The organism is Brevibacterium sp. XM4083 (assembly GCF_006489205.2).
In the GTDB taxonomy this organism is placed as follows: domain Bacteria; phylum Actinomycetota; class Actinomycetes; order Actinomycetales; family Brevibacteriaceae; genus Brevibacterium.
Genome location: NZ_VFYR02000003.1, coordinates 73442 through 96398 on the forward strand (window position 1 = coordinate 73442; position 22957 = coordinate 96398).

Sequence of the window (22957 nt, forward strand, 5' to 3'; positions counted from 1 at the left end):
CAGTTCACAAATCCAACAGTCGCCGGGGTCGTCGGACGACGACCCCATATCCGCGGTGGTTCCCACGTGCGGCTTCACTCCATTTCGGTTCTTGAAAAGTCAACTCTCCCCAGCGTACCAAGTTCCCCTGACGCGACAGGATTCTCACATCATCCTGCGTGGGACTTCTCAGCATCGATGTCGCCGAGGCGGCCGTCCGTCTCGTCGGCGAGCTCCCGCAGGTAGGTGCTGAATCCTCCGTGGCAGCGACCGAGCATCCGCGCCGAGGTGACGACCCGGCAGTCGTCGGTCCGCCGGATGGTGCCCCCGACCGCGGTCACGGCGTGGACCATCGCGACGTCCTCGCCGAGGCGCAGCGGCGGACATCCGCCGATCCGTACGAAGTGGGAGCCCCGGATCCCGAGGTTCGCTCCGAACACGTGGTCGTGTCCCTCGCCGAGGTGGTGCGCAGCGAACCATGCCTCGATGAGGTCGTCGTTGCCGACGTCGGCCCGGGGTTCGACGGTGCCGACGACACAGTCCGCGTCCTGTCCGGCATGGTCGAGGTGCGCGGTGATCCAGTTCTCGGGCACCCGGGTGTCCGCGTCGGTGAAGACGAGCCACGTGCGCTCGAGCACAGCCTCGTCGGCATCGACCGCGGCGATCACATCGAGTGCCGCCTGTGCCCCGGCGTCGCGGGCGCGGCCGACGTTGCCGAAGGGCACGGTCATAGGAGTGACGATGGGGTGCCTGGCGGCGAAGCGCTCGATGAGGCCGGCGGTGCCGTCGGCGCATCTGTCGGCGACGGCGATGATCTGCACCGAGGACAGGGGGCTCGCGGCCTCGACGGCGGCGACGAGCGCGGTGAGGCAGCCGAGGATCTCCGCTTCCTCGTTGTGGGCGGGCACGACGACGGCGACGTGGTCGATCATCACGCCTCCTCCCCTCCGACGCGCACCGTGCGGGAGACGTGGAGGACGTCGAGCCGGTAGTCGCCGACATGGTGGTGGAGACGAAGAGCGTCCGGCCAGCGGCCGAGGCAGATGGCGTGGACCTGCGCGGCGTCGAGCGGCCAGTCCTCGATCTCCCCGGTCCAGTGGCAGAGGACGAGAATGAAGTCGTCGCGGGTCGACTCCGCGATCTGGTCGAGGGTCTGCTCGAGCTGCACGGGTGTGAGGTAGTAGCCGGTCTCGGCGAGGACGACGGCGTCGAAGCGGCCTGCAGGCCAGTCCTCGGGCAGGGTGCCGTGGACGAAGTCGATGCCGTGCCCGGAGTGCCGGCGACGCGCCTCGGCGAGCGCTGCGGAACTCGCGTCGACCGCGGTGACGTGGTCGGCGACCTCGGCGAGGGCACGGCTGAGCTCGCCGATCGAGCAGCCGATCTCGAGGATGTGGTCGAACCGTCCCTCCGGCAGGGCAGCGATGAGGGCGCGGCGTTTGGCGATCTCGTAGGCCGAGGTGCGCACCTCCCACGGGTCGGGTCGTTCGGTGTGCACGCGATCGAAGACCGCCTCGGCGGTGCGAGCATCGTTCGTCTCCCGCACCTGACCGGTTCCGGTGTGGTCGTCGGCAGATCCGAAGCGGGTGACGGCGAACGTGTCCCCGCCGCGGGCGAAGTGGGCGAGGAACTCTGCCGGGAGGATCGCCTCGTCGCCGGGCCGGTCCGACAGCGGTCGGATCTGCGAGGGATAGTGCGCCCACAGTGCCTGCCGGTCGAGGCCCGCCGGATCGGGGAGGAACTCCCACACCCGCCACGCACGGTCGGCGGGGTCGGCCCAATGCCAGTACCAGATGGGGAACTCGAGCACCGTCGCCGACCGCCGTCGGCCGACCTCGAGGGCCGCCCGCCCGAGGGTCTCGTGGTCGCCGTGGCCGTCACGGCTGTACGGGGCGACGATCGTCACCGGGGCGGGCAGGGCGGAGACGGCGGCGTCCACCTCGGCGAGGATCTCCTCATACCGGGCCGGAAGCCCACCGTCGCCGAGGTCGAGGTACCGCGCCGTGATCGACCCTCCCAGCCCGGTGAGGGCGGAGTCGAACTCGGCGAGGCGGATCTCCCGCAGCTGCGCGGGGGTGTGCGTCGGGGACTGCGGGTGGGAGTTCTCCCCGGCCGTACACAGAAGGACGTCGACCTCACGGCCCTCCGCGCCGAGGCGGGTGAGCAGTCCCGGACAGCCGAGGGCCTCGTCGTCGGGGTGGGCGAGGAGGACGAGGACGGATCCGCCCGGCAGGGTGTCCGGCGCGAGCCGGGGCAGCTCGGCGACCCCGGCMTCGGTCCACGCGTCCTCCGGGGTCGTCTCGTCGAGGTGGGTGAAGGTCATCGTTGTGTCGCGTCGGCGACGATCGCTTCGCCGAGGGAGGCTTCGTCGCGGGGTCCGTGGTGCTGGCTGAGGTAGACGGTGAGGTCGGCGTCGGCCTTCGCGAACTCCCGGTCGCCGGTGAGCGCTGCGGGACCGGCGAGTTCGCGGCTGAGCTCCTGGATGCGCTGGCAGCTGCGGTAGACGATGGTGCGCACGCGCAGGGCCTGGGTCCACGAGTCGTCGTGGGAATCGAGGTCTCCGCTGCCGGCAAGCTGCGCGGCGTGGGCGAGGACAGTGCGGGCGGCCGTGATCTCCGTGTCGATCTGTCCCAGCGTCATCGCCCCCAGGGGTGAGGGCTGGGGCCGGCCGAAGTGGCGCTGGGCTGCGTTGCGGGCGAGTCCGAGCGCCCCGCCGAACCAGCACGCCGCGACGCGGATGCCGCCCCATGCGAACCCGGGCCGCTGCAGATACCACTCGGGCGGGCCGACCGCTGTGGCACGCGCGCCATCGAAGACGATGGGGCCGCTGGGGATCTCGGCGAGCCCGAGGGCCGGCCAGTCCGCCTCGGCGGGGTGGACCCCGGGGCCGGTGAGGTCGACGGCCACCGTCTGTCGGGCCTCGCCGAGGCGGACGGAGACGATGGCGTGGGTGAGCTCGGTCGCGAGCGAGCACCAGGCCTTCTCCCCGTGGAGGACGAGCGTGCCGTCGGCCGCTGGGGTCGCGGTGACGACCCTGCCGGGGATCTCGGCGGCGAAGACGCCCCATGAGGACTCCGGCGCCGGGGTGGGGTGACCCGCCTCGGCGAGGATGCCGAGGGCGTCGATGTGGGGTTCGAGCATGCGGGCGACGGCGACATCAGCGGAGGCGATGGCGGTGAGCGCGTCCCACTGCTTGAGCGCCGAGGAGGTGCCGGTGAGGTTCCAGAACCCCTGGAGTGCTGCGAGCCGCGTGGCCAGCGGTGCGGTGCTCGTGACGAGTTTGAGGAATTCGTCCTCATGGGGCGAATCGGTGCCCGGCCGGTACCAGGGCTTGGTGAGTTCGGTGAGGGCTCCGACGAGCGGTGTGTGCATGGGCGGGACTCATCCCTTCGATCGGTGGGGCGGTTCCGAAGTCGACAGTCGAGGACCCGTCAGGACCTGACCGTCATGATGTGAGGGCGGCGGCGCCTGGCTGCCGTCGGCGGCCCGCGCCGACGTCGGCGCGGTGGTCCGTTCGGTGGGGGCGGCTCGGGTCACGAGTCCTTTGTCGTGCGGATGCGTTCGATGAGGTCGTCGAGGCCGTCATCGAACTCGCGGTCGGAGTGGTCTTCGGCGAGCATGTCCTGGAGGCGGTTGAGCGTCGGGTAGTTCCCGAGGCTCTGACTGCTCTCCCCGCCGTCGGCGTCGTCGTCGATCTCAGAGGCGATGTCGATGCCGAGCGCGGAGACCTCGAGGACGAGGTGACCGAGGAGGAAGCTCGTGAAGGCCTTGTAGGCGTCGACGACACGGTCGTCGGAGAAGCCGTAGTCCTGGAGCGTGGAGAGGAAATAATCGACCCAGCGCACGCTGCGCAGCGGCGGGCGCAGCCACGGCGCCTCCGGCGGTTGGGTGATCATGAGCGGGAACATCCGCGGATGGCTGAGCGCGAGGTCGCGCATTGCGTTCGCGACGAACCGCAGAAACGCCTCCCATGATGCGGGCTGCTCCTGCATCAGCTCGTCGTCGAAGAGATCGTCGATGAGCTCATCGACGGCCAGCGAGACGAGCTCTTCGCGTCCCGAGACATAGTTGTACAGGGCCATTGCCTCCACCTCGAGCGACATCCCCAGTCGGCGCATGGACAGCGATTGCACACCGAACTCATCGATGAAGGCAATCGCCGCCCGGACGATGTCCTCTTGGCGCAAGCGCTGACGGGCCATTACTACTCCTGGAATCACTGATCCCGGTCGGGGAGGCCGATGCCACCCCGACCGCGATCTGTCGCGAGGTCCTCGTTCGTGCCCGAACCGTCGGACCGGCGTCGGCGGCGGGCGCGTTCACTGCCCAGTTTAGTGCACTGAACGCGCCCACCGAGATGACCTGCGACGCTGTGTTCACAGGTCAGCGACTCACGCGTTGGTCGCGCGCGAACGACCGGTGATCAGTCCCCAGATGAGGAGGACGATGATCGAACCGCCGATGGCGCACAGCCACGTCGAGAGCGAGAAGAACGCGTTCATCTCAGCGCCGAAGATCAGGCCACCGAGCCAGCCTCCGACCAGGGCGCCGATGACGCCGAGGATGAGGGTGGCGATCCAGCCGCCGCCCTGCCGACCGGGCAGGATGGCCTTGGCGATGGCACCGGCGATGAGGCCGAGAATGAGATAAGCGATGAAACCCATAAGTAACTTCCTTCAACTGCATAATGGGATCCGGTGGGCCTCTGAGTCCGCCGCGACCGTATCGGTCGCTCGAGCTCACAGGAGTCGCGGATCAGCGGCCTGGCCTTGGTTTCCAGGTCCAGGAGATCAGCGCGGAGACAAGCCGCCTCGCTGCTTTCTTACACTGTAATCCCACTGGGATCGCAATGCCAACAAAAGCCATGAGGCCGCCGCGAGAAGGCGATTCACCGGCAAGTCGACCAGGGTTCATTTTTCCGGCTTTACGACGTAAAGTAGAGGGCGGTATTCTCGTCGCGAACAGGCAGTGCCTCCCGGTGCGCCCGGCCCCGAGAATCGCGGCAGCCGTCCGGCTGCCGCTGAGAGATCATCGTGTCCACAGAATCACAGCGCCACAGGTTCCTTGTCGTCGCCAACCGGCTGCCCTGCCAGCGGGCCGCCGACGCCTGGAGGTCCTCTCCCGGCGGTCTCGTCGCCGCCCTCTCCCCCGTCGCCCAGCGCCACGGCGGCGCGTGGGTCGGCTGGTCCGGCATCGCCGACGACGAGACCGAACCCGAGCAGCAGTCCGACATGGCCCTCATCCCCGTGCGCCTGAGTGCAGACGAGGTCGAATCCCATTACGAGGGGTTCGCCAACAGCACCGTCTGGCCGCTCTATCACGACCATGTCGTCGCTCCGCAGTTCAAGCGGTCATGGTGGGAGGCCCACCAGCGGGTCAACCGTCGCTTCGCCGAGGAGGTCGCCGCCTCGGCGGCAGCCGATGCGCTCGTGTGGGTCCATGACTATCAGCTCCAGCTCGTTCCCGGACTCGTCCGGTCGATGCGGCCCGATGTGCGGCTCGGGTACTTCTCGCACATCCCGTTCCCGCCCGTCGAGCTCTTCGCGCAGCTGCCGTGGCGGACCGAGGTGCTCTCGGGCATCCTCGGCGCCGACGTCATCGGCTTCCAACGGCAGGCCGACGTCGAGAACTTCATCGCCGCGTGCACCCGCATCCTCGGCGTCGACCCGCGCGAGGACGGCACCATCGTCGGCGCCTATCCGGTCTCCGTCGACTCCGAGCACATCGGCACGCTCGCGAAGAGCGCCGTGCGCGACGGGGCACCGTCCCGGATCCGGTCCGAGCTCGGCGATCCGGAGACCGTGCTCCTCGGCATCGACCGACTCGACCACACGAAGGGGATCCTCGAGCGGCTGCTCGCCGTCGAGGAGCTCTTCGACGACGGCACCCTCGACCCGGCGACGACACGGTTTGTCCAGATCGCCGTGCCCTCACGTGAGGCGATCCCGGCCTACCGTCAGCTGCGCGCCGACGTCGAACGGACGGTGGGGCGAATCAACGGGAAGTTCGGCGGCCTCGGCGGGGCGAGCATCCACTACCTTCATCGCGAGTACCCGTTCGACGACGTCGTCAAGTGGTACCTCACCGCCGATGTCCTGCTCGCGACCTCGCTGCGCGACGGGATGGACCTCGTCGCCAAGGAGTACGTCGCCGCCCGGCGCGGCCGCGGCGGGGTGCTCGTCCTCTCGGAGTTCGCCGGTGCCGCCGATGAGCTCACCGAGGCCCTCATCGTCAACCCGCACGACCGCGATGCGCTCAAGGACGCGATCGCCGAGGCGGTGGCGACGGAGGCGGCGAGCGCGCACACGCGCATCGAGGCGATGGCGACGACGGTGGCCGATCACAGTCTCTGCCGGTGGGCCACCCGGTTCCTCGACGACCTCGAGGCCGCGGTCCACGAGACCCCCGGAGCCCTGCCGAGGCTGAGCGCCCTGCAGTGAGGGGCAGGCAGTGACGCGCCGACGGTGACCTGCCGCCGCGCTGCCGGTCCTCTCCGCGCGCCCCTACGCCCAGCGGTACTCGTACTCGGGGCGGCCCGGGGTGCCGTGCCGGGGCTGCTTGACCGCCTGCCGGGTGGTCACAAGGTGTTCGAGGTAGCGGCGCACCGTGACCCGGGAGAGGTCGAGCGCCCGTCCCACTTCGGTCGCCGACACCGGTGCCGGTGCCTCTCGCACCGCCGCCGAGACCGTCTCGAGCGTCTCCTCGATGAGCCCCTTGGGCAGGCGCCCCGGGGCGACCGACCGCAGGGCGCTGAGCGCGCTGTCGACCGACTCCTGTGTCGCGAGCTCGCCTCCCCCGCTCAGACCCCGCCGGAACGCCCGCTGGTTCTCGAGCTTCTCCCGGAACGCGGCGAACGCGAACGGTTTGATGAGGTACTGCGTGATCCCCACCGCGATCGCCGAGCGGATCACCGGCAGATGCCGCACCGCGGTGATCGCGATGATGTCGACCCCGGTGTTCCGACTCGTCATCCGCTTCGCCACCTCCAGCCCGTGGGCGTCGACGAGGTTCATGTCGAGGAGGACGAGGTCGACCGGCCTGCCCTCTGCGGTCAGCGCGTCGAAGCGTTCGAGTGCCGCGGTCCCGCCGAGGCTGATCCCGGCCACCGTGAACCCGGGGATCCGCCGGACGAAGTCCGCGTGGGCCTCTGCCGTCATCGGGTCGTCCTCGACGATGAGGACCCGCAGGTCGTTGTTCTCAGAGGCCATCGGTGCGCTCCCGCCCCTTCCCAGTCACTGTCTCTGTCTCCGTCGTCGTCTCCTCTCCCCCGCCGAGGCGGTCGTTGCCTGCCGCCGGATCGTCGGCCGGCGTCACGGGCAGCGTCACCGTGACGATCGCCCCTCCGTCGGATTCGACCGCGAGCTGTCCGCCGAGGCGAGCGACCGCCTGCCGGACGAGCGCGAGGCCGAACCCGCGCCCGCCGGGGTGCGCTGCCTCGGCTTTGCCGGTGGCGCCGAGGCGGAGCATCGCGTCGATCTCCGTCTCGTCGATGCCGGCACCGGAGTCGGCGATGGTGATGATGAGCTCGCCGTCGGCGGCGACGAAGTCCGCCCACACGTGCCGTTCCGCCGAGTCCGCGGCGGCGTCGAGGGCGTTGTCGATGAGGTTGCCGGCGATCGTGACGAGATCGCGGGCGTCGAGGCTGCCCGGAGGCAGCTCCCCGGTCGCGGAGACGGTGAGTTCGATGCCGCGTTCGTGGGCCTGGGCGGCCTTTCCGACCATGAGCGCGGTGATGAAGGGTTCGTCGAGGGAGCCGACGAAGGTGTCGGTGAGCCGCTGGGACTCCTGTTCGTCGCGGACGGCGAAGTCGACCGCCTCGGCGCTGCGCCCGAGCTCGATGAGCGTCGAGACGGTGTGCATGCGGTTGGCGTGCTCATGGGTCTGTGCGCGCAGCGCCTCGGAGAGGGTCCGCATCGTCTCGAGCTCACCGGTGAGTTCGGTGAGGTCCGTGCGGTCGCGCAGGGTGACGACGGTGCCGCTCGCCGCAGAATCCTCCCCCTGCCGGGAGGCGCGATCGTGGGGCTGTGTGGCCCGCTTCTGGTTGAGGACGAGGACGCGATCGGCGGTGAGGTGGGTTTCGTCGACGGCGATCCGACCGGAGTCGAGGAGGTCACGGATCGAGGTCGGCAGCGCCACCTCGGCGAGGGGAACCGGCTCATCGTCGGTGGGACGGGGAAGGTCGAGGAGGGCGGCGGCCTCATCGTTGTAGAGGACGAGCTGTCCGCGGTCGTCGACGAGGATGAGGCCCTCACGGAGCGAATGGAGCGCGGAGTCGTAGAACGCGAAGAGCCGTCTGAGCTCCTCGGGCCCGTAGCCGAGGGTGACACGGTGGAGGTAGCGGCTGAGGATCCACGCGCCGAGCCCGCCGAGGGCGATGGCGACGGCGGCGATGATGAGGATCTGCGGCAGCGCCGCGGCGTGGGTGAGCGAGATCGTCTCGAGGGTGACGCCGACGGCGACCATCGCGGTGACCGCACCGGTGTCGTCGACGATGGGGACGATCGCCCGCACCGAGGGACCGAGCGTGCCGACGTACTCCTCGGTCTCGGCCCGCCCGGTCAGGGCGGTGTCGATGCTGCCGATGTAGGGGCGGCCGATCTCGTCGGGATCCGGATGGGTGTAGCGGGTGCGGTCGCGGTCCATGATCGTCACGAAGTCGACGTCGGCGGTGTCGACGACGGTCTGCGCGTACGGCTGGAGCCGGGCGGAGGGGTCGGGGCCGGTCACCGCCTCGGCGACGAAGGGGTCGTTGGCCAGGGTCTCGGCGATGCTGAGGACCCGGTCCGCGGTCGCATCCCGCGCGGAGTCACGGGCGGTGAGGTAGCTGGTGACGCTGAGGACCGCGCACACGGCGACGATGAGGACGAGCTGGAGGACGAAGAGCCGCCGCGCCAAGGGCACCGACCGGCGCCCGGACGTGCGTGATGTCGCCATCGTCTCTCCTTCCCACCGAGACAAGCTTCGCACGCCCGCCCGGCCATGAACACTATGAACGCAACCGTGACAGGCGTCACGACCCTTGCCACTCTGGGTGAGCGAAAAACCCATCGATCACTCAATGAGGAGACAAGGCAATGCCGCCTGAGAACACGACCCCCGCGCCCACAGCGCAGACTCCTGCGAAGAAGCGGGACCGCACCCACTGGCTCTACATCATGGTCATCGTCGCCGTGGTCTCGGGCGCCGCGATCGGCCTCATCGCCCCGGAGGTCGGCATCGCGCTCAAGCCGCTGGGCACGGCGTTCATCGCGCTCATCAAGATGATCATCGCACCGATCATCTTCTGCACGATCGTCCTCGGCGTCGGATCGGTCGCGAAGGCCGCGACCGTCGGCAAGGTCGGGGGCCTGGCGATGATCTACTTCCTCTGCATGGCCACCCTGGCGCTCATCATCGGCCTCGTCGTCGGCAATCTCATCCACCCCGGCACCGGACTCCAGCTCAAGCCCTACGAGGATGCCGCCGGCGGGGAGGAGAACGCCACCGTCGTCTTCCTCCTCGGCCTCATCCCCGGGGACATCCCGGTGCTGCCGACCCTCGTCCTCGCGCTCCTCGTCGGGTTCGCCCTGCAGTCGATGGGCAAGGCGGGCGAACCGGTCATCACCGGCATCCGCCACATCCAGGCCGTCGTCTTCAAGCTCATGATGATGATCATGTGGGCAGCCCCCGTCGGCGCGTTCGGTGCGATCGCCGCGGTCGTCGGCGCCACCGGGTGGGCGGCGATCGGGTCGATGGCCGTGCTCATGGGTGCCTTCTACCTCACGTGCGCCCTCTTCATCGTCATCGTCCTCGGCGGTCTGCTCAAGATCGTCACCGGGCTCAACATCTTCCTCCTCATGAAGTACCTCGCCCGCGAGTACCTGCTCATCTTCTCGACCTCGTCCTCGGAGTCGGCGCTGCCGCGGCTGCTCGCGAAGATGGAGCATGCCGGGGTCTCGAAGCCGGTCGTCGGCATCACCGTGCCCACCGGGTACTCGTTCAACCTCGACGGGACCGCGATCTATCTGACGATGGCCGCGCTCTTCGTCTCGAGTGCGATGGGCATGCCGATGGATCTTGGGCAGCAGATCTCGCTCCTCGTCTTCATGATCATCGCCTCGAAGGGTGCGGCCGGCGTCACCGGTGCCGGGCTCGCCACGCTCGCCGCCGGTCTCCAGGCGCACCGGCCCGAGCTGCTCGACGGCATGGGCGTCATCGTCGGCATCGACAAGTTCATGTCCGAGGCCCGCGCGCTGACGAACTTCACCGGCAACGCCGTGGCCACCCTGCTCATCGGCCGGTGGACGAAGGAGCTCGATCTCAACCAGGCGCGGGCGGCGCTCGACGGGTCGAGTCCCTTCGACGAGCTCAGCCTCGCCCCGGAGAACCACGGCGGGACCGTCGAATCACCGGAGGCTGAGGCGCCGGCGTCCGAGGCACCGGCCACGCTGTCGCGGACGTGAGGCTCTCGCGGACGTGAGCGCGAGGTGACGGCGGACTGAACAGTTGCCCATCCGATGGGGCGGAGGCGCGATTGCGTCTCCGCCCCCGTCGTGTTCGCTCCCTTTGCCCTGCCGGTGGCGATAGAGTTTGAGGTGCGTCAGTGAGCCTCTCACCTCCCCTTCCACCAGGATCTCGTCCGTGGGCGGCGATGAGGCTGCGAGCCCGGGCGGAGCCGATTGTCGTCGGCATCCCGGGTCGGGTTCACCGGCCGGAGGAATCGAGAGGTGCTGAGAGGGGAACGGCGATGGTCAGGCTCAAGACGGTGGCATCGGCCCTGGGGTCGCTCGGCGACATCAACAACGCCCGGGCGGAGTTCGACGACTCCTCCCGCAAGCTCGCCGACGAGCAGGCGTTCCCGCCCGCCGACATCCGCCCCACGGCCAGTGACGCGCGGACGATCGCTCTACGCGTCACCACCCCGACCGTGCCCGGCGAGGCGACTGGGGCCGTGCCCGGCGCGGCGGCGGACTCCAGTGTCAACGACCTCTTCGCCCTCGTCCATGTGCCCGCGACCGGTGACACGGCAGGGTTCCTCGTCCTCAACCCGTCCGTCGAGATCGAATCCGGACGCAGCCTCGCCTCCCTCGTCGACGAGGGCGGGTGGCCGGTCTTCGTCGCCATCGCCGAGGAGGTCTTCGGTGTCCGCGTCGACCATGTCGTCGAGCTCTCCGCCGAGGCGCTCGGCAACGTCATCGACGTCATCGGTCCCGTGGCCGTCTACGGCCGCACCCCGTTCGAAGCCGGCGGCACGTCGTTCGTCGAGGGGACGAACTCTCTCAACGGTGCGTCAGCGGTGACGTTCGCTTCGGCGGCCGCCGTCGACGATGCCGGGCAGACGCGCACCCGCAATCAGCGGGCCTTGCTGCGCGCCCTCGTCCAGGCGCTGCGACAGGGCGGGCTGACGAAGGATCCGGCGAAGCTCACCGCGGTGCTCAGTGCGGTCTCGTCCGGGGTGCGCACCGATCGGGGGCTCACGACGATCGAGTTGGGGAAGTTCGCCAATGTCATCCGGCAGATCCCGCAGGACGACGTCGTCGCCGTCACGGTGCCGGCGACTTCGGAGCGCCTCGAGGACGGCACGGTGCGGGTGTCCTTCGACGCCGAGGCGCTGCCGGCTCTGCGGCAGGCGCTCGGCGGGCATGACCTCAAGGAGTTCCTCCGCTATGTCGCGTCGCTCGGGTACTGAGGCGAAGCCGCGAGAGTGCGAGCCGACTCAGTCCCTACTCATGATGAAGACAGTCGCTGAGCTGGCGGCGAGGTCGATGCGCAGGTCGTTGTCGTCTGCGGGGCTCGCCGTCGGGGTCGGCCCGCTGTAGGGAACACTGTCCGGCAGCGGGTTCGCGGGGATGACCTGGGTGGCGTTCTTCGCTTCGTTCGAAGGCCCGTAGATCTGGGAGGCCCGGTCGACGGAGAAGCCGTCGGGGATCTCCAGCGTGACGGGGTTGCCGCCGATGTCAGCGGCGTCGTTGGCGTTGATGACCGTGGTGACGAGGCTTTGGCCGTCGTTCTTGGTCACGGTGTAGGCGCTCATGTTCCCGCCGCCTTTGATGTCAGTCTTCGTGAAGGTGCCGCCGATGCTCGGGACGAGGAGCCGCATCGCCGCGAAGTGCGGACGACCCTGGAGCGTAGCTGAGGCGGTGCCGTGGTCGGCGGGGTCGCAGACGAGCGACATCGGTGCGCCGCCGTTGCAGGCGCCGAGCATCGAGTGCATGGCGAGGCGGTCGACGCCGAGGGAGGCGGCGTAGAGCGTAAAGTCGGCGGCCCACAGGGACATCGCGTTGGTCAGGGAGGTGTCGTTCGTGCCGCCGCAGCTCGTCGGGCCGGTCTCTTCGAGCCAGAGCGGGAGGCCGGCGGCGTCGGCCTTGGCCAAGCCGATCTCGAGGTTCTCCTTCGCCGCTGCCTTCGCGGACGGGGCGACGAGATTCTCAGCTTGGGGGCCACGACCGGGCACCTGCGTGGAGTCGCATTCGTAGAGCTGGTACCAGTGCTGGGCGATGGCGTTCGTGTTGTCGACGTCGGCTCCGACGAAGGCGTCCATCCAGGCGCCGTCGTAGGCGTCGGGGCCGATGATGGGGGCATCGGGGCGCTTCGCATGGATGGCGTCGGCGTATGCTTCGAGCTGCTTGACGTACTCGCTGCGGTTCCAGCCGTCCCCGCGGACGGCCCCGTTGGGCACGTCTTTGACGGTGTAGCCGTTGGGTTCGTTGCCGATCGCCAGCCCGACGAGGGAATCGCCGAGGATGTCGACGGCGTTGACCGCCATGTCGGCTCCACGTTCGGGATCGTAGGTGCCGAGCGGGATCCCGATCGTCACGGTCGAGCCGGTCGCGTCGACGAGTCTCTTGAGGTTCCTCAGGTTGTCCGGCGTGACCGCCACCTGCTCGGGTCTCGGCGGGGTCTCCCCTGTCGATGTCCAGAAGGTCCGTCGGTCGAGCCCGTTGCCGCCGAATCGCAGCGCCGGACTGCCGAGGGATGTGAGCAGATCGTCGAGATTGGAGGCAGCCGGGTCGAGTCGCGGATCGGCGAGGTCGGTCGCTTCGAACGAGATGCCGATATTGGACGCGCCGAAGTCCTCGCCTGCGCTGTCTTCGGTGATGGCGATCGTCCCGGCGTCGCCGGTCGGTCCGGACCCAAGGTTCTGGGTAAACACCGTCGGAGTCGGGCTGGGTGTCGAGGTAGCCGTATCCGTCGCGGAGTCCCGCGTCGGAGAGCCGATCGTGCATCCGGCGATCACCAGCGCTGACGCCAGAGCGCCACCGACCTGCAGCGTTCGCTTCACGTTTCACCACCCCGGCAGACTCTTCGGCATCGACACCCGACAGCCTGCATGAGCCGTCGATCCCTATCGTAGGGGACGCCCAGGACAGGCCGAAGTCGAGTCGTCACTTCCGGTCGGCGACGAGTTCACGGATGCTCTCGACCAGGGACCGGTAGTCCTCATCGCGGTAGTGGAAGGGCTGAGGGCCCCATTTGTGCTCTCGGCTGATCCGCACCTCACTGCTCGACCGAACGATTCCCGTGCCCAGCAGAGAATGCGCGGTTTCACGGTAGCGCATGAACTTCTCGTTGGCTTCGGCAGCGCGATCGGCGAACTCTTCGGCTTCAGTCGGTTTGATCTCGGAGAAGCGACGCCACGCCTCCGTCACCGAAGCACCGGTGGACAGTCTGCGGCCCGCTTCCCGTGCTCCTCGACGCAACCGCCGGCCATGACGGCTGAGTACGCTAACAACATCGCCCCGCGGGTGTGGCGACCCTTCGATCGCTGCGGCCCACTCAACGTCGACGAACACGGTCTTCTCGAGGAGACCTGCTCGACGAAGTTCAGCGACGAGGAACTCGAAGCCTTCTCTCCACGCTGAGAAGTGCTCATCGGTTCCGAATTCCACCAAGCGCGCGCCTTCACGTCGTGCGGCTCTCGCAGCCCCCGAGAGTTCGACCTCGATCGAGTTGGTCATGGACGAACCGTCCTCGTAGAGCCAATATCCACGACGCTCGTCGACAAGATCGACGAGAACGACGTCGAGGTCGTCGGCAATCTCGGTGATGCGGCGAGCGCCGTTGCCTTCGAGGTCTCCGACGACCATCCGCTCCTGGAACGGTGATGTCAGGTCGCTCAGGTCGACACCGTCCGTTCCATGGGGGTTCTGCAGACTCCTCACCGACTGTCGGGCGACATACGCACGAACCGCACCATCGGTCATGAACTCACACGTGTCGCGACTGACACACGAGCCGAAGATCGCGATGTTCACGGCCGAGCGTCCTCTGTGGTGTGCGAACGACGCCGAGGCACCGAGGAATCGTCAGCCTCTGCTTCTGGAGCATGCGGAGCTTCACCCGACGCCCGTCGCTTGCGCATCCGATCGGCGTACCGCTGGTCCGCGATCAAGCGCACCTTCGAGGCAAGTCTCTGTCCGGTCAGGTCGCCGGAAGCCGCCACCGACGACGCCCTGTCGTTCGGGTCGGCGGCGCGGAGGATCACCCTCTTGTCACCTGGGTGGAGCCGCAACGGCGGAGGCTCATCGTTCCAGTGCTGTGAGCCGACCGCTTCGACCGCCGGCTTGGGCAACACAGGGAACGTCGCGGTCGAGGTGGGTGCAGTGATCTCCTCAGGCCACGCGTGAGGTTCAGCAGCCGCGAGTTGGGGTATCGAATCTTCCTCGACCTCACGTCGTTCGTCTCGCCGTCTCACGTGACGCGCAGCAATGCCCTTCTTCTTCGTCGGCCGCGCAGCATGGCGCGGAATGGGGTTGCGAACCATCTCCGGTTCGAGGACGTTGATCTCTTCCTGCCGCGCGTTGCTCATCACGTCCGCAAGGAGTTTGTCGGCAATGTCCTCTTCACCCTTGGCGACGTTCCACGCCCACCAACGGTATTTCTCAGCGACCGCCTCAGCCGGACCGTCCATGAGTATCTCGCCCTTGTGCATCCACACGGCGCGGGTGCACAGTTCCTGGATCACCTTCGCTGCGTGGTTGACGAGAAGCACGGTACCGGCCTCGGCAAGGAGCTCATCCATCGCTCGTTCGCTGCGCTCGGCGAATGTCGCATCACCTGTCGAAAGCGCCTCGTCGATGAGCAGGATCTTCGGCCTGGCCGCAAGCGCGATCGCAAACCGCAGACGCGCCCCCATCCCGGATGAATATGTACCCATGGGACGATGGATCGCCGACCCCAGTGCAGAAAGATCGACGACGTAGTCATAAGCATCTGAAGCTTCGTCCGGGGTCAGACCCATCGCCAGGCAGCCGAGGCGGACATTCTCGCCTCCGGAGAGTGTCGGCTGCAGAGCCGCGCTGACGCCGAGCAGGAGCGGCTGAAAGCGCACGAGGACCCGTCCTCGGTCCGGCTGCTCAACGCCGGCGATATTGCGCAGAAGTGTTGACTTGCCTGACCCGTTCGCCCCGACGATTCCGACCATCTCGCCTTCGCGAGCCACGAGGTTGACTCCGCGCAGTGCACGCACAGTCGTCGTACCGTTGCGTCCAGAGATGGCATTCGCAACGCGCCTGATCCCTTTGGATCCCTTCGAAGGGTCGTTAGTAGGCACGGTGTATCGGACCTGCACGTTTTCAGCCACAATGTTCGGCTCGGATGTCGCCAGGGCCGGCCCCATGGCGGTCTTAGAGTCGGCCATAGTTCTCCTCCCCTCGCCAGAAGAACAGGAATCCCACGACCAGAAGGCCACAAGACCAGAGCACGGCGGAAACCCACATCCACGTCGGTGAAGCGACCCCGTAAAGCAGTGAGTCCCTGGTCAAGGTAAGGAACGCGTGCATCGGATTGAATTGCATCGCGGCTAACAGAACCGGGTGGTCGGCAAGGCGCTGTTCGATGGAGAAGAACACACCGGAGCCATAGAGCCAGAATCGGCTGATGATGGCCATGAGATTCGAGGTGTCTGGAAACTTATGTCCTACCCGGGCGAGGAAGCATGCCAGCCCGACATTGAACATCGTCTGAAGGACAACAATGGGAACGACGAGGATGATGCGCCAGGTGAGTACCTCTGCAGGCGGGAGAACCGCGAGGACCACGGCCATCACTGCCAGGCTCGGGATGAAGTCGAGGAAGTTGCGTACTACAACCGAGATCGGCAGTGCCGCGCGGGGGAACTGGAAGCCCTTGATCATCGACGCACCACCGCGAATGGCGCCGGTGCCGCCTGTCATGGACTTCCCGGTGTAGCCGAAGAAGAACACTCCGATGACGAGGTAGCCCAAGAAGTTCTCGATACCACGGGCAGATTGGAGGATGAATCCGAAGATGAACCAGAACGCGAGCACCGAGAGCAATGGGTTGATGAAGAGCCAGGCATAGCCGAGGATGTTCTTCCGAGTGGAACCGCTGACCTTCGCGCGGGATTCCGCGACGATGAAATATCGTCGTTCCCACAGGCTCGACAGATAGCTTCGCAGACTTGTTCGTTTGCCGACCGGAACGAGACCCTCACTGGACACCGAAGGTATCGACGTCAGGCCCAGCGGATTCATGGTGTCACTCACTTCGATTCCGCTCCCAATAGTTGGGCATAGACCTCACCATAACGTTGACCGATGTCCTTCCATCGCCTCGACGACAATACATACTCCCGACCATTATTTCCGAAGCGTTCTCTCGCCGTTGCATCCAGAGCGAGGTCGGCCAGCACGGCGGCTAGTCGGTGCGGGTTCTCCGGTTCTGTCCACAGGCCGGCGTCTGCCGGTACCAATTCTCTCAGAGCGGGCAAGTCAGAGATGACCACGGGTCTGGCCAATCCCATTGCCTCGACAGGTTTGATCGGTGTGACGAGACGACACACTGGCTCGTCTTTCCGCGGTACGACGATGGCATCGAGCGCAAGCTGATATTCGATCGCGGCGGGTTGTGAGACTCGCCCGGTGAACACCGCATTGTCTCCGAGCACCACCGCTCGCTCGCGCAACTCAGGAAGTGCCACACCGTCCCCGGCGACGAGGAGCCGGAGATCGACTCCCTTACTCCGGGCGATCGCAACTGCATCGACGAGGTCGTCCAGACCTTCGTACCCGACAATCGACGCCGCAGTCCCTACCCATATGCCGTCTCTGGGCAAGCCGAGTTCGGCTCTGACTTCCGCTGGGGACCGTGTGGCCTCGGCATTGACCACGGCTTCTGACACCGAGTTGGGGATCAGGGTGATCGTGTCTGCGGGGACCCCACTGTCGATGAGATGCTCCCGCATCGTCTCCCCCAGGGTGATGACGGCGTCAGCGGCTCGAGCGACCTCGATTTCCTTCTCCCGCATCATGGCGAAACGCTGGCTGGCTCGACGGGCCGCGCGCGCCGCGACTCCACCGCCGGCCGCGGCCCAAGTCTCCTCCAGCACTCCCCGGACTTCATAGACCCAAGGAACTCCGGTCGCACGCGCTGCGGCACCGGTAGCCAGCCCGTTGACGTAATGCGTAGTGGTATGCAGAATATCGACCTCTCGCCGGGAGACTTGGTCGGCTATCCAACTCGCCTGCTCATTCAGGCGCGCCGTGGGTGTGCTGGTCGGCAGCAGCGGGACATAGCGGAGATAATCGACTCCGTCCACGGATTCGACAGGGGTCGGACTCAGCCTGCCGATCGTCATCGGGTAGGAAGGGCGGGTCGCGGCAATGACTGTATGGCCGGCATCCCGCAGGGTCTTGAGAATGAGGTGGCTGCGATAGGCGTAGCCCGAGCGCGTATGCGGGAGGGAGTTCGTCAGCACATGCAGAGACGCTGGGTGTGCCGAACCAGGTTCGGTCAGCACGCGGTCCTGCGATGAGACTCCGGAGACCTCCGGCCACCATCCGGGTTCAAGCGACCGCTTCTCAGCGACGAGACGCCGGCGCCTGCCGCCGCCGTCGAGTGCGACGATGGCGTCATCGATGCGTCCATCGCTCCAGAGAATTCTCGAGCGCAACGACGAGCCGGTGGTGATTCTGTCGGCGATCCGCGCTGCCGACTGCAGCTGACCGAGGTTGAGCGCAATCTCACCGAGAAGACGCGAGGGCCGCGCTGCTTCGTACCTGCCGACCAGCTCGCGCGCGAGAGATTCCTGTCCGAGCAGCCATGCCGCCGCCGTTCGGGTCGCGGGGCCGGGGAGAGGCTTGAGGAGCCGACCGACCGTTCGCGATGCCGAGGAGGGAAGGCGTCTGGCGAGCTGCATGCCTAAGAAGACCCTGTCCTCACGCACGTGTGCCGCTGTCGTGGCGATCACGTTGACCATCTGCCGACACAAGAAGAGCGGATTCACCGGCACACCTCCTCCAATAGGGCGTCGTAGGAACTGCCCATGACCTCCACCGAGGCATGGTCGATCGCCCACTGCCGCGCACGGAGACTCGGTTCGACGACTGAACTGGAGAAGAGCCTCATCGCCTCGGCGATCGAAGCGATGTCTCCTGGATGTGCCACGGTTCCTGCACCGTTCATTGTGATGATCTCTGCAGCCTCCCCCGCGACGATGCCCAATACGGGCACGCGTCGTACCATGAGCGAATACACCTTCGACGGAACCGTGCGAGTGTGTGCGGGAACATCGCCCAGGCTGACGAGGCCGGCGTCTGCCCAGTCCCAATGCGACGCCAGGTCGGTGCCTGTCGATTGCGGGTAGAAGTCGGCGGGCGCGGCGAGCTTCTCCGCCAATGCGACAAGGGCGGCTTTGTCCGCTCCGTCTCCGACGATGCGCAGGCGGACGCCCGGCACCAGCGCCGCGGCGCGGATGGCGTTCCCCAGGTCCTGTGACCGGCCGACCGTGCCGACGTAGAGCAGGTTCACTCCGTCTCGAGCCCGCGACTGATCACCGGCGTCGAAGGTGTCCGATTCGATCTCCGCGCGGCTCACCCCGCTTCGCACCACAGTCGCGTTGATTCCTCGATCCTGCAGACGGTGGGCAAAGCTTTCCGTGGTCACGACGACTGCTGCCGCGCGCTGCTGTGCCCGCGTGAGAAATCCGGGCAGCACAGAGTCCTCAAGTCTTCCGGCCAGCGTCGTCGGGAAGAAGCGTCCCGTTGCATTCGTCACCAGGGACAGTTCGTGGATGAGATCCGGCCAAGCATCGCGCACCTCTGCGATATGGGGCACACGCAGAAGCCGAGACACGAAGTCGCCAGCCAGCAGCGTCGGAAGCGCAGGTGTCGTGGAGATGATGACGTCAGGGCGGTGCGCGCCTCGCAAGGTGCGCAACGAAGTGATGATCGCCCCGGCCGCTGCAACGGTCTGGTCGAGCATCTGCCGAGTCATCGACGATCCGCTGTGAAGGTAGGGTACGCGGATGATCCGTTCGCCGAGCTCACCGGTGTCCCAGCTTCCTCCCAGGCGTGCTCGGACGCGAGTTCGCTGGCGCCCGACTCGCGACCCGAAGAATTCGTCACGCCGGGTGTACGGATAATGAGGATGCGGTGCTGCGACCACGATCTCATGACCCTTTGCGATCAGATGGCCGACCATGGTGCTCCAGCGACGTTGCGGCGCTCCGATTTCCGGCCAGTAGTAGTGCGAGAGCAGAAGGATCCTCACGGCGCCATCACCCGTGTCGAGTCTCGTCGTTGCAGCCACAGCGGAACGAACGCATAGAGCGCAATCAACCCCACCCAGAACACATGAGCCGGATAGGTCGAGGCAGTGTTTCCCGAGATGAGGGTCGGAACGGCAAGCACACATGCCAGTACCGTGAGCGCAGCGTGGAAGAGCGACACCGACCCGTGAGACCATCCGGCCTGCTGGATGCGCTGATAGATGTGCTTACGGTGAGCGAGGAGGATGTTCTCTCCTTGGAAGAGCCGCCACACGATCGTGCACCCGACGTCGAAGAGAACGAGCACGAGCGGGGCGATGACAACGACGATGGGTACCCCTGAGACGAAGAGCCACACAGCGAGAGCGAAGACGGCGGCGCCGATGCCGTAGCTGCCGGTGTCGCCCAGGAACGCCCTGGCCCTGCCCACGTTGAACGGAAGGAAGCCGCACGCGGATCCTGTCAGCGCCAGCGCGAGCAGCATGACGTCGTCCTGCCCGGTCCATGAAGCGACGAAAGCGTACCAAGAGCCGGTGACGATCGCCCAGCCGGTGACATAGCCGTTGAGTCCGTCGACGAAGTTCACCGCATTGACAAGGGTCACGCCGATGACCGCGAAAACGAGTACCTGAGAGATTCCGTGGTCCGACACAAGCGTGATGCATCCACTGAAGATGAGCGCCAGCGCTGCCTGCCCGATCAGACGTGCGACGGGCTGAAGCGAATCAAGATCATCGCTCATTCCTATCACCGAATAGCACCAGGTGAGGACAAGGAACCCGACGGACATGAGGATGCCTCCGAGACCGAAAGCGCCGTTCTCAAGTATGTTCCATACGGTGGCGACGATCGTCGCGATGGTGACACCGCAACCGATCGCGATTCCGCCGCCGCGCACTGTGACCTCGGTGTGTGAGGACCGGTGCGACGGGACATCCACGACGCCCGCGCGGCGGAGCAGAGGGAAGACCGCTAGCGCAGTGCCGATCGTCGTTGTTGCCGCGACGAGTAAGACAACAACGGGCAGCACAGTCATCTGCGCGAGTTCTCCACGTCGGCACCGTCGTCGGGAGTGGTATCCACTGGTGTGCCTGAGAACGGTTTCGATGCAGCGACCGGATCCGAGCTCTCGACCATGAGAACGCGGCCGTCCTCGACGTCAGCGCCGGCGAGGACAATCTCGAGTTCGGATGCCAGATCGTCGCGCCGCTCATAGGCACTGGCGTCACGGGCGTGTGCCACCAGGTCGCGCAGGGCGGAGATCTCAATTGGGACAATCCTGACCTGCGTGATCAGCGGGTGCACAGGCCGGACGTCTTCCTCGCCTGGTGACAGAAGCGACTCGGAAAGTTTCTCTCCCGGGCGCAGGCCGGTGTAGACGATCTGAGCATCCGAGCGTCCACTCAATGCGATCACTCGACGAGCGAGGTCATCGATCTTGATGGGCACTCCCATGTCGAGAACCAGTGTTTCGCCCGGATGGCCGATCGCCGCGGCTTGCAGCACCAGTTCGCAAGCTTCGTCTGCTGTCATGAAGTAACGAGTAACGTCGGGATCGGTCACTGTGACCGGGTCGCCGGCAGCCACCTGAGCGACAAACGTCTCGAGGACCGACCCTCGAGAACCAAGCACATTGCCGAAACGCACCGACATATAGCGACGCCCCGATTCGGCTGCCACCGAGGCAATGGCACGTTCGATGGAGAACTTCGTCCGGCCGAGCACCGACATCGCGTTCGCAGCTTTGTCTGTCGAGATGTGGACGAACGATTCGACATCATTGACTAGCGAGGCGTTGAGCAGATCCAGGCTTGCGCCGATGTTGGTGCGAATGGCCTCCTCAGGGAACCGCTCGAGGAAGGTGAGGTGCTTCAATGCCGCGGCGTGGAAGATGATTTCGGGTTTGACGTCTGCGATGAGAGCGTTGACGAACGCGGTGTCTCTCAGATCTCCAAGCACGAGGTCATCGCTGGTCAGCAGGGCCGATCCTTCGAGACCGAGCTGAGTCGCGTGCAGACCGGACTCGTCACGGTCGGTCATCACAAGTCTTGCAGGGGCGAATCGTGCGACTTGTCGGCACAGCTGTGAGCCGATCGAACCACCAGCTCCGGTGACGAGGACAACGCGACCGCTGATCGCGGTTGAGATGTCATCGATATTCGTTGAGATCGGCTTTCGTCCGATGAGGTCTTCGAGGCTGATGTCACGAAAGTTTCGCGTTCGCAGGTCCGATACCGCAGGGACGTGCGTTTCCTGACGGCCAAGGTCGGACTCGGCAATTGTCGGGAGGATCTTGATCTCAACGGGCCTCCCGTCGAGGCTCGAGGCGATGCGCTGAAGCATCTCTGGAGGAATATCCGCAATTGCGATGACGACGACCGTGGCCCCGGTTCGATCGACCTGGTTGGCAAGGTCAGAGACTTGTCCGACCACTCGAATGCCGTTGTAGCGCAGATGGCGTTTGTGGGGATCGTCATCGAGAAGTCCCACTGCCGCATACTCACGGCTGCGATCTTCCGCGATCATGTCCAGTGCTCGCATGCCCTGAGTCCCCGCGCCGATGATGAGCGCGGGCTTGGAGGATCGAGAACCTGACCGAAGTCGCTGCCGATAGTTTCGCCGGACCCAATTCTCCAGGCTCTTCACTACAAGCATCATTGCGCCCGCGGCGATGGGAACACTGGTCGGAATCAGCAGTTGAGAGGCGAACGCGAATTCGGCCACCCACATCAGGCCCACTGCAAGAGCGACTGTGCCGGCAATTGCAGCGAATTGATCCGGCGAGCCCTCATGATAGCGCCCACGATAAATCGCAAGTGGACCGCACACGAGGAAGATGACGACGCCTATACCCGCTGCGACGAGCATCCCGCTGAGACTGAGCGATGTGAGATGGAAATCGAAGCGAAAGAGCACCATCGCACAGACGATGAGTGCGAAGACGAGGCCATCCGCCAAGGACCGGGCAGTGGCCAGAAGATCTTTGGCAAAACGGGCATGTGAGGCTTCGGGTCTAGTCCTGCTTCCCACAATCCTCATTTCACTCCGCAAGAGAGCTCGGTCCCCCGCCTACTTCCCGTGCACCCTGGGCTCTCGAGGCGCTGGCCAGCGGCGATCAACTCAACGATTGTACTATTGATCCAGACATGGCAGATACACAGGTCGCGCCTGAGACGAAATTGATAGGACTCAAACACGGTACCGCTCCCTCAGAAATGGGTAACCGGACGTTCATGCCGATCGCGAAGTCACTCCCAGCACGGAGATTTCACGTCTCGTTCATGTATTCATCCACCTGCGATCAAATTGAACTTGCCTACTCAGAAGGGACATGAACATTGGTTGCGACGAAGTTACGCACTTTCAGGACCGCGTTGTGGCACCTAAGGCACGGTGGTATTCGCCAACTGAGGACTTGGAGACGGAGGCAACGAATCTGGCAACCAAGCGCGGACGTTGCGCCGACGATCCAAGCCTCTAAATTGCGGCCCA

Annotated in this window: 18 protein-coding genes; 3 read left to right on the forward strand and 15 right to left on the reverse strand. The window is 66.1% G+C overall.

The window, feature by feature from the left end; genetic code table 11:
• Positions 1-149: 149 nt before the first annotated feature.
• The 5 genes from FJ887_RS09680 to FJ887_RS09700 all read right to left on the reverse strand — a co-directional run bounded on the left by FJ887_RS09680 (position 150) and on the right by FJ887_RS09700 (position 4640).
• Entirely contained in the window at positions 150-911 is a 762-nt protein-coding gene (locus tag FJ887_RS09680; RefSeq protein WP_140955269.1) for a glycosyltransferase family 2 protein, read from the reverse strand.
• Positions 911-2299, reverse strand: a complete 1389-nt coding sequence (locus FJ887_RS09685) for a PIG-L family deacetylase (protein ID WP_250786207.1) — start codon at positions 2297-2299, stop codon at positions 911-913. The genes FJ887_RS09680 and FJ887_RS09685 overlap by 1 nt, the downstream gene beginning before the upstream one ends.
• Positions 2296-3348 (reverse strand): acyl-CoA dehydrogenase family protein, encoded by a 1053-nt coding sequence (locus FJ887_RS09690; RefSeq protein ID WP_140955272.1) that lies wholly within the window; start codon positions 3346-3348, stop codon positions 2296-2298. Before FJ887_RS09690 ends, FJ887_RS09685 begins: the two co-directional genes overlap by 4 nt.
• A 161-nt stretch (positions 3349-3509) precedes the next feature.
• Positions 3510-4178: a TetR/AcrR family transcriptional regulator gene (locus FJ887_RS09695; RefSeq protein ID WP_140955274.1), complete on the reverse strand. Its 669-nt coding sequence runs from the start codon at positions 4176-4178 to the stop codon at positions 3510-3512.
• Positions 4179-4367: 189 nt separating this feature from the next.
• Positions 4368-4640 carry a GlsB/YeaQ/YmgE family stress response membrane protein gene (locus FJ887_RS09700; RefSeq protein ID WP_009380367.1) on the reverse strand — a complete coding sequence of 91 codons (273 nt, stop codon included), beginning with the start codon at positions 4638-4640 and terminating at the stop codon, positions 4368-4370.
• A gap of 369 nt (positions 4641-5009) precedes the next feature.
• Here FJ887_RS09700 and FJ887_RS09705 point away from each other — a divergent pair, with 369 nt between their 5' ends.
• Complete coding sequence (locus tag FJ887_RS09705) at positions 5010-6416, forward strand: alpha,alpha-trehalose-phosphate synthase (UDP-forming) (protein WP_140955276.1); 1407 nt, start codon at positions 5010-5012, stop codon at positions 6414-6416.
• Positions 6417-6479: 63 nt separating this feature from the next.
• Here FJ887_RS09705 and FJ887_RS09710 read toward each other — a convergent pair whose 3' ends face one another.
• On the reverse strand, positions 6480-7184 hold the full coding sequence (locus FJ887_RS09710) for a response regulator (RefSeq protein ID WP_140955277.1): 705 nt from the start codon (positions 7182-7184) through the stop codon (positions 6480-6482).
• A complete protein-coding gene (locus FJ887_RS09715) occupies positions 7174-8910 on the reverse strand; it encodes an ATP-binding protein (RefSeq protein ID WP_140955279.1) in 1737 nt (578 codons plus the stop codon). Before FJ887_RS09715 ends, FJ887_RS09710 begins: the two co-directional genes overlap by 11 nt.
• Positions 8911-9050: 140 nt before the next feature.
• Here FJ887_RS09715 and FJ887_RS09720 point away from each other — a divergent pair, with 140 nt between their 5' ends.
• Positions 9051-10418, forward strand: a complete 1368-nt coding sequence (locus FJ887_RS09720; protein WP_140955280.1) for a cation:dicarboxylate symporter family transporter — start codon at positions 9051-9053, stop codon at positions 10416-10418.
• A gap of 284 nt (positions 10419-10702) precedes the next feature.
• Positions 10703-11644, forward strand: a complete 942-nt coding sequence (locus tag FJ887_RS09725; protein WP_140955282.1) for an LCP family protein — start codon at positions 10703-10705, stop codon at positions 11642-11644.
• A 27-nt stretch (positions 11645-11671) separates the two neighbouring features.
• Here the strand turns inward: FJ887_RS09725 and FJ887_RS09730 are convergent, their stop codons facing one another.
• The 8 genes from FJ887_RS09730 to FJ887_RS09765 all read right to left on the reverse strand — a co-directional run bounded on the left by FJ887_RS09730 (position 11672) and on the right by FJ887_RS09765 (position 22504).
• A complete protein-coding gene (locus tag FJ887_RS09730) occupies positions 11672-13108 on the reverse strand; it encodes a hypothetical protein (RefSeq protein WP_140955284.1) in 1437 nt (478 codons plus the stop codon).
• A gap of 232 nt (positions 13109-13340) precedes the next feature.
• Positions 13341-14210, reverse strand: coding sequence for a DUF6270 domain-containing protein (locus tag FJ887_RS09735; protein WP_350457224.1), 870 nt, complete (start codon positions 14208-14210; stop codon positions 13341-13343).
• A complete protein-coding gene (locus FJ887_RS09740; protein WP_140955287.1) occupies positions 14207-15595 on the reverse strand; it encodes an ABC transporter ATP-binding protein in 1389 nt (462 codons plus the stop codon). Before FJ887_RS09740 ends, FJ887_RS09735 begins: the two co-directional genes overlap by 4 nt.
• Positions 15582-16463, reverse strand: a complete 882-nt coding sequence (locus tag FJ887_RS09745) for an ABC transporter permease (RefSeq protein ID WP_140955288.1) — start codon at positions 16461-16463, stop codon at positions 15582-15584. The genes FJ887_RS09740 and FJ887_RS09745 overlap by 14 nt, the downstream gene beginning before the upstream one ends.
• Positions 16460-18202, reverse strand: a complete 1743-nt coding sequence (locus FJ887_RS09750; protein ID WP_140955290.1) for a glycosyltransferase family 4 protein — start codon at positions 18200-18202, stop codon at positions 16460-16462. Before FJ887_RS09750 ends, FJ887_RS09745 begins: the two co-directional genes overlap by 4 nt.
• Complete coding sequence (locus tag FJ887_RS09755) at positions 18199-19467, reverse strand: glycosyltransferase family 4 protein (RefSeq protein ID WP_181365638.1); 1269 nt, start codon at positions 19465-19467, stop codon at positions 18199-18201. Before FJ887_RS09755 ends, FJ887_RS09750 begins: the two co-directional genes overlap by 4 nt.
• A complete protein-coding gene (locus tag FJ887_RS09760) occupies positions 19464-20501 on the reverse strand; it encodes an MraY family glycosyltransferase (RefSeq protein ID WP_140955293.1) in 1038 nt (345 codons plus the stop codon). The genes FJ887_RS09755 and FJ887_RS09760 overlap by 4 nt, the downstream gene beginning before the upstream one ends.
• The gene (locus tag FJ887_RS09765) at positions 20498-22504 is read right to left on the reverse strand and encodes a polysaccharide biosynthesis protein (RefSeq protein ID WP_140955295.1); all 2007 of its coding nucleotides are present in this window, start codon (positions 22502-22504) and stop codon (positions 20498-20500) included. Before FJ887_RS09765 ends, FJ887_RS09760 begins: the two co-directional genes overlap by 4 nt.
• Positions 22505-22957: the final 453 nt, after the last annotated feature.

Bases quoted from the DNA above. Each gene is read 5' to 3' on its own strand.
- FJ887_RS09715 (WP_140955279.1), bottom strand. From the start codon at position 8,910: ATGGCGACATCACGCACGTCCGGGCGCCGGTCGGTGCCCTTGGCGCGG.
- FJ887_RS09720 (WP_140955280.1), top strand. From the start codon at position 9,051: ATGCCGCCTGAGAACACGACCCCCGCGCCCACAGCGCAGACTCCTGCG.
- FJ887_RS09695 (WP_140955274.1), bottom strand. From the start codon at position 4,178: ATGGCCCGTCAGCGCTTGCGCCAAGAGGACATCGTCCGGGCGGCGATT.
- FJ887_RS09700 (WP_009380367.1), bottom strand. From the start codon at position 4,640: ATGGGTTTCATCGCTTATCTCATTCTCGGCCTCATCGCCGGTGCCATC.
- FJ887_RS09710 (WP_140955277.1), bottom strand. From the start codon at position 7,184: ATGGCCTCTGAGAACAACGACCTGCGGGTCCTCATCGTCGAGGACGAC.
- FJ887_RS09690 (WP_140955272.1), bottom strand. From the start codon at position 3,348: ATGCACACACCGCTCGTCGGAGCCCTCACCGAACTCACCAAGCCCTGG.
- FJ887_RS09765 (WP_140955295.1), bottom strand. From the start codon at position 22,504: ATGAGGATTGTGGGAAGCAGGACTAGACCCGAAGCCTCACATGCCCGT.
- FJ887_RS09760 (WP_140955293.1), bottom strand. From the start codon at position 20,501: ATGACTGTGCTGCCCGTTGTTGTCTTACTCGTCGCGGCAACAACGACG.
- FJ887_RS09740 (WP_140955287.1), bottom strand. From the start codon at position 15,595: ATGGCCGACTCTAAGACCGCCATGGGGCCGGCCCTGGCGACATCCGAG.
- FJ887_RS09680 (WP_140955269.1), bottom strand. From the start codon at position 911: ATGATCGACCACGTCGCCGTCGTCGTGCCCGCCCACAACGAGGAAGCG.
- FJ887_RS09725 (WP_140955282.1), top strand. From the start codon at position 10,703: ATGGTCAGGCTCAAGACGGTGGCATCGGCCCTGGGGTCGCTCGGCGAC.